General features: G+C 46.5%; 6 protein-coding genes. 4 read left to right on the plus strand and 2 right to left on the minus strand.

The window, feature by feature from the left end:
• Window position 1 precedes the first annotated feature (1 nt).
• From efeU to phoH, 4 genes are all read left to right on the plus strand, one after another.
• A complete protein-coding gene (efeU, locus tag FEK47_RS20025) occupies window positions 2–832 on the plus strand; it encodes an iron uptake transporter permease EfeU (RefSeq protein WP_000497942.1) in 831 nt (276 codons plus the stop codon).
• 57 nt (window positions 833–889) lie between these two features.
• Window positions 890–2,017: an iron uptake system protein EfeO gene (gene efeO, locus FEK47_RS20030; RefSeq protein WP_000154380.1), complete on the plus strand. Its 1,128-nt coding sequence runs from the start codon at window positions 890–892 to the stop codon at window positions 2,015–2,017.
• A gap of 5 nt (window positions 2,018–2,022) precedes the next feature.
• Window positions 2,023–3,294 (plus strand): iron uptake transporter deferrochelatase/peroxidase subunit, encoded by a 1,272-nt coding sequence (gene efeB, locus FEK47_RS20035; protein WP_135486345.1) that lies wholly within the window; start codon window positions 2,023–2,025, stop codon window positions 3,292–3,294.
• A gap of 644 nt (window positions 3,295–3,938) precedes the next feature.
• Window positions 3,939–4,727 carry a phosphate starvation-inducible protein PhoH gene (phoH, locus tag FEK47_RS20040; RefSeq protein ID WP_167850467.1) on the plus strand — a complete coding sequence of 263 codons (789 nt, stop codon included), beginning with the start codon at window positions 3,939–3,941 and terminating at the stop codon, window positions 4,725–4,727.
• Between the two features lie 113 nt (window positions 4,728–4,840).
• On the opposite strand, the gene FEK47_RS20045 is transcribed toward phoH, so the two are convergent.
• Both FEK47_RS20045 and FEK47_RS20050 read right to left on the minus strand, forming a co-directional pair.
• The gene (locus FEK47_RS20045) at window positions 4,841–5,701 is read right to left on the minus strand and encodes a hypothetical protein (protein ID WP_135486344.1); all 861 of its coding nucleotides are present in this window, start codon (window positions 5,699–5,701) and stop codon (window positions 4,841–4,843) included.
• A gap of 209 nt (window positions 5,702–5,910) precedes the next feature.
• Window positions 5,911–6,288, minus strand: a complete 378-nt coding sequence (locus FEK47_RS20050) for a DUF1878 family protein (protein ID WP_130215847.1) — start codon at window positions 6,286–6,288, stop codon at window positions 5,911–5,913.
• Window positions 6,289–6,763: the final 475 nt, after the last annotated feature.

Below are 6,763 nucleotides of genomic sequence, written 5' to 3' on the forward strand. Positions count from 1 at the left end.
CATGTTTGTTCCGTTTCTCATTATGTTGCGCGAAGGACTTGAAGCCGCGCTAATTGTCAGTTTGATTGCCAGCTATCTTAAGCGTACCCAGCGAGGCCGATGGATTGGTGTGATGTGGATTGGCGTGTTGCTTGCCGCTGCGTTGTGCCTGGGCTTGGGAATCTTCATTAACGAAACCACCGGCGAATTTCCGCAAAAAGAACAGGAACTGTTTGAAGGTATCGTGGCGGTGATCGCCGTGGTGATCCTTACCTGGATGGTTTTCTGGATGCGTAAAGTGTCGCGCAACGTCAAAGTGCAACTGGAACAGGCAGTCGATAGCGCATTGCAGCGTGGAAATCATCATGGCTGGGCGCTGGTGATGATGGTTTTTTTTGCCGTTGCAAGGGAAGGGCTGGAGTCGGTCTTTTTCCTGCTGGCAGCATTTCAACAAGATGTCGGGATCTGGCCGCCGCTGGGTGCAATGCTCGGTCTTGCTACAGCCGTGGTGCTCGGCTTCCTGCTCTACTGGGGCGGTATTCGCCTCAATCTTGGTGCATTTTTTAAATGGACCAGCCTGTTTATTCTCTTCGTCGCCGCAGGGCTGGCGGCAGGTGCCATTCGCGCATTTCATGAAGCTGGCCTGTGGAACCACTTTCAGGAAATCGCCTTCGATATGAGTGCGGTGCTCTCAACTCACTCGCTGTTTGGCACGCTGATGGAAGGGATTTTTGGCTATCAGGAAGCGCCGAGCGTCAGCGAAGTCGCCGTCTGGTTTATTTATCTCATCCCGGCGCTGGTGGCATTTGCCCTGCCACCACGCGCAGGGGCGACAGCGTCTCGTTCTGCGTAGCAAATACGACGCAAACTCTTGCTTAGTTACAACATACTTTAAAGGGATAGTCTCGTCATGACCATTAACTTCCGCCGTAACGCATTGCAGTTGAGCGTGGCTGCGCTGTTTTCTTCTGCTTTTATGGCTAACGCCGCTGATATTCCGCAAGTCAAAGTCACTGTGACGGATAAGCAGTGCGAACCGATGACCATTACGGTTAACGCCGGGAAAACACAGTTCATTATTCAGAACCACAGCCAGAAGGCGCTGGAGTGGGAGATCCTTAAAGGCGTGATGGTGGTGGAAGAGCGGGAAAATATCGCCCCTGGCTTTAGCCAGAAAATGACGGCGAATTTACAGCCTGGCGAATACGATATGACCTGCGGTCTGCTGACTAACCCGAAAGGGAAGTTGATCGTCAAAGGTGAGGCAACGGCGGATGCGGCGCAAAGTGATGCGCTGTTAAGTCTTGGTGGTGCAATTACTGCATATAAAGCGTATGTCATGGCGGAAACCACACAGCTGGTGACCGACACCAAAGCCTTTACCGACGCGATTAAAGCAGGCGATATCGAAAAAGCGAAAGCACTGTATGCGCCGACGCGCCAGCACTATGAGCGCATTGAACCGATTGCTGAACTGTTCTCCGATCTGGATGGCAGCATTGACGCCCGTGAAGATGATTACGAGCAAAAAGCCGCCGATCCGAAATTCACTGGTTTCCACCGTCTGGAAAAAGCATTGTTTGGCGACAACACCACCAAAGGGATGGATAAGTATGCCGACCAGCTTTATACCGATGTGGTCGATTTGCAAAAACGCATCAGTGAACTGGCTTTCCCACCTTCAAAAGTGGTCGGCGGTGCAGCCGGACTGATTGAGGAAGTGGCAGCCAGCAAAATCAGCGGTGAAGAAGATCGCTACAGCCACACCGATCTGTGGGATTTCCAGGCTAACGTTGAAGGCTCGCAGAAAATAGTCGATCTGCTGCGTCCACAACTACAAAAAGCCAACCCGGAGCTGCTGGCAAAAGTCGATGCTAACTTCAAAAAGGTCGATACTATTCTGGCGAAATACCGTACCAAAGACGGTTTTGAAACCTACGACAAACTGACCGATGCCGACCGTAACGCGCTGAAAGGGCCGATTACTGCGCTGGCGGAAGATCTGGCGCAACTTCGCGGTGTGCTGGGGCTGGACTAAGCGTTATGCAGTATGAAGATGAAAACGGCGTGAATGAACCGTCACGCCGACGTTTACTGAAAGGGATTGGTGCACTGGCGCTGGCGGGAAGTTGTCCGGTCGCTCATGCACAAAAACCGCAAAGTGCGCCGGGTACGCTTTCACCGGATGCACGTAATGAGAAACAGCCGTTTTATGGTGAACATCAGGCAGGGATCCTGACGCCACAACAGGCCGCAATGATGCTGGTGGCATTTGATGTGCTTGCCAGTGATAAAGCCGATCTTGAACGGCTGTTTCGCTTGTTGACTCAGCGTTTTGCTTTTCTGACTCAGGGCGGAGCGGCACCAGAAACGCCAAATCCGCGCCTGCCACCACTCGATTCCGGCATTCTTGGCGACTACATTGCGCCCGATAATCTCACCATCACGTTATCGGTGGGCCACTCATTGTTTGACGAACGGTTTGGGCTTGCGCCGCAGATGCCGAAAAAGTTGCAGAAGATGACGCGTTTCCCCAACGACTCGCTGGATGCGGCGTTATGTCATGGTGATGTGTTGCTACAAATTTGCGCCAACACCCAGGACACGGTGATACATGCGCTGCGCGATATCATCAAACACACACCGGATTTGCTCAGCGTGCGCTGGAAGCGGGAAGGGTTTATTTCCGATCACGCGGCGCGTAGTAAAGGCAAAGAGACGCCGATAAATTTGCTGGGCTTTAAAGACGGCACCGCCAATCCCGATAGCCAGAATGATAAGTTGATGCAAAAAGTGGTGTGGGTCACGGCAGATCAGCAGGAACCTGCGTGGGCTATCGGCGGCAGCTACCAGGCGGTGCGCTTGATTCAGTTTCGGGTGGAATTTTGGGACAGAACGCCGCTGAAAGAACAGCAGACGATTTTTGGTCGTGATAAGCAAACCGGTGCGCCGCTGGGGATGAAGCATGAGCACGATGTGCCGGATTACGCCAGCGATCCGGAAGGGAAGGTGATTGCGCTGGACAGCCATATTCGTCTGGCGAATCCCCGTACGGCGGAGAGTGAGTCCAGCCTGATGCTGCGTCGTGGCTACAGTTATTCGTTGGGGGTCACCAACTCCGGACAACTGGATATGGGGTTGCTGTTTGTCTGCTATCAACACGATCTGGAAAAGGGCTTCCTGACAGTACAAAAAAGGCTCAATGGCGAAGCGCTGGAGGAATACGTCAAACCTATCGGCGGCGGTTATTTTTTTGCGCTGCCGGGAGTGAAGGACGCGAATGATTACCTGGGAAGGGCGCTATTGCAGGTTTAATGTTTTTAGGCGGATAAGGCGTTTACGCCGCATCCGGCGTTTGTGCACTGATGCCTGATGCGATGCTGGCGCATCTTATCAGGCCTACAATCTACAATCGCTGCCGGATCCGTAGGCCGGATAAGGCGTTCACGCCGCATCCGGCGTTCGTGCGCAGATGCCTGAAGCGAATCCTGCTGAAAGCACACAGCTTTTTTCATCACTGTCATCACACTGTCATCTTTCCAGTAGAAACTAATGTCACTGAAATGGTGCTTTATAGTTAAATATAAGTAAATATATTGTTGCAATGAATGCGAAAACTGTTGTACTTATTAAGTAACAGCGGTAGTTCCCGGCAGTGATAGTCAGTCACTATGGAGATCGCGGATGGTAACGTCCTGTACTGGACATGTTTTTGACAATCAACGCTCGACCAAACGCGGAGATTTCTCCTCCGGTAGCAACTTCGTCACTCTGTATTTTTACTCACTTCCTCCCTTTTCTCGTGTTACCGACGCCTTTAACGGTGCGCGTAGCCGTTTTCGGTGTTATTTCCAAAAGCAAACTATGGCTTACAAGGAAGCCAACCCTCTGATGTTCGTGCGCATAATCGCGCTGCCAACGGCGCGTGTGATGAATACAAACAACTCAAGGTGCTCTCCATGGGAAGACAAAAAGCAGTGATCAAAGCTCGTCGCGAGGCAAAACGTGTGCTGAGACGGGATTCGCGCAGCCATAAACAGCGTGAAGAAGAATCGGTCACCTCGCTTGTGCAGATGAGCGGCGTAGAAGCCATTGGTATGGCCCGCGACAGTCGCGATACCTCGCCAATCGTGGCGCGAAATGAAGCGCAATTGCACTATCTGAAGGCTATTGAGAGTAAGCAGCTGATATTCGCTACGGGCGAAGCCGGGTGCGGTAAAACCTGGATCAGTGCGGCAAAAGCGGCAGAGGCCCTGATACATAAGGATGTCGACAGGATCATCGTCACCCGTCCAGTTTTGCAAGCCGATGAAGATCTTGGCTTCTTACCTGGGGATATCGCAGAAAAGTTTGCTCCCTATTTTCGCCCGGTCTACGACGTGCTGGTCCGGCGCCTGGGGGCTTCCTTTATGCAGTATTGCCTGCGACCGGAAATAGGGAAGGTGGAAATCGCGCCGTTCGCCTATATGCGTGGACGTACCTTTGAAAATGCAGTTGTCATTCTTGACGAGGCGCAGAATGTGACTGCCGCGCAAATGAAAATGTTTTTAACCCGCCTCGGGGAAAACGTAACGGTTATCGTCAATGGTGATATCACGCAATGCGATCTGCCTCGCGGCGTGCGCTCCGGATTAAGTGACGCGCTGGAACGTTTCGAAGAAGATGAAATGGTCGGGATCGTCCGGTTCGGCAAAAATGATTGCGTACGTTCGGCTCTTTGCCAACGTACGCTACATGCCTATAGTTAAGTGTATTACAAGCGCAGAGCCCGGGCTAACCGGGCTTTGTTTTTGATGTGTATGCCCGGAGTGCAAATTTATCTGAAACTACCTACAGCCGGTTTAGTTGCAATGCAAGATAGCTATTTTAAATAATAAAGTCTGTTCTCAATATATTCATTCAGTTTTGTCAGCTCTTCTGCGATTTTTTCCTTGTTCAATTCATTGTTGTCGGTCATGGTTAATAAAATCAATTCCTTTGTTTTTTTTGATAAAATGCCCGGGTGGAAATTTCTGCTGTTATACATTTCATGAATAATGCTGAGTAATTCGTTATTGAAAAAATCAATATTATCCATGTTGTCGATTTGAGGGTTGCTGTCTTGAAAATTTTTAATAATTTTATTTATTTTGATAAGGAAATAAAACTCAATATTTCTCTGGGTTTGTTCTTCTGGTGTGAAAATTGGAAAGTCATAATGTTCACATATTGTATCATAATCATCAAACTTTTCGTTTTCAATTGACCATAACTTTTTCTTTTCTATTTTATCCTTCGTTGATTTTATCTCTGAAAACATTCTTTTTATTATCAATAAAATGATGGCCGTGACAAATAAAATAATTACGCCAATATGTGTGGAGTAATAAAAAAGTAACATGATAAATGAAATTACTGGTAGTGCTAATGAGGTAATAATCAATAAGTTACCGACTTTACTATATGAGTGTAGTTCAAAAATGAATTCCCTTTCGCCACTTGCGAAGATGTAAAATAATGAGAAGCCTGTGTTCAGTAATGTTGATACTGCGAAACCTAACGTAGCCCACCACAGCGGAAAACTATTGGAGATGTTAACAGGGGGTACACTAAAAAGCCCAATAAAAAAGGTAAAGCAGGCTCCAGTCAGAATTGAGTGAAAATATGAAAACCATTTTATACTCTCCCCTGTATGATACCCTTTTTTATATGCACGCCAGGCAATCCGCTTTGTATTATACATGGTTCTATCCTTAAATTGATTAACTATGAAAACTATACTAATTGATATTAATGCATGCGTAAGATTATTATTAATATCGTATATAATTTACTACCTCATCGCCCGAATCAATCCCATATCAGTTTGTGCATTAGATTAGTTGATAAATAAATGATTATGAACAAATGCATTTATCTGGTAATAGATTTAGCCTACTACCAGATAAACAATCAGTTATTGTGGCGAATAATTTGGTAAAACTCGGCAGGTATGTTGGGGCCAAAACTCAGCGCATATTGATAACAAACATCTGTCCACTGATGGTTTTTGTAAAAAGCAAGAATAACTTGTTTTACCATTTGGTATTCAATATCGAGTTCATCTTTTAAGTCGTTTTCAAATTCATACCATTTTAATTTTTCATTGTTGCTTAATTTTTCATCGTATTTTTCAAATATATCATGTGTACGATTAATGTTTCTTTCATTCCAATCCATTGAAATAGTTAATGACTCCACGGGATGATTATGATAATCGATTATGTCACCAAGGATACTTATATGGTATTTCAATTTTTCAATTTCTTTTGAAATTTCAGTTAAGTTCATGCTTTATCCTCCATTTTAGAATTTGTAGAATTCATCGCAGATATGACATCTTGAGTCTTTGTTTGTAGATCATGAACATATGCGAGTCTGGAGTGCCTGAATGCCAACCTGTTTCGTAAGAGTTAAGATTTATTTTGCTTCAACAAGAAGCAGGTGAGTATCAGCATCAGGATCTTTTGTATCAAGAGTTCCTAAAGCAATATCGGAACCTCTTTTGTCTTGTGCTCGCTTCAGAAGAGCATAGTCATGCTGTCTGTTATTAAAGGATACTCCCATCCATTTACCCACAATAGTTAGAATTGAATCACTTTGTACATTTATATTCAGCTTTTGCCTTGGTAAATAATAAATATTATTTCGGTCTTATCTAATGCAAAAATGATTTTGCAAAACAAGGTATCGCTTACCTCATCCTTTCTGAACGGAACAGGAGACTATGTTGGAAAATTCCTCGTCGCCCTGCGGGCAGCCCGTT

The organism is Escherichia sp. E3659, assembly GCF_005781135.1.
Lineage (GTDB): Bacteria > Pseudomonadota > Gammaproteobacteria > Enterobacterales > Enterobacteriaceae > Escherichia.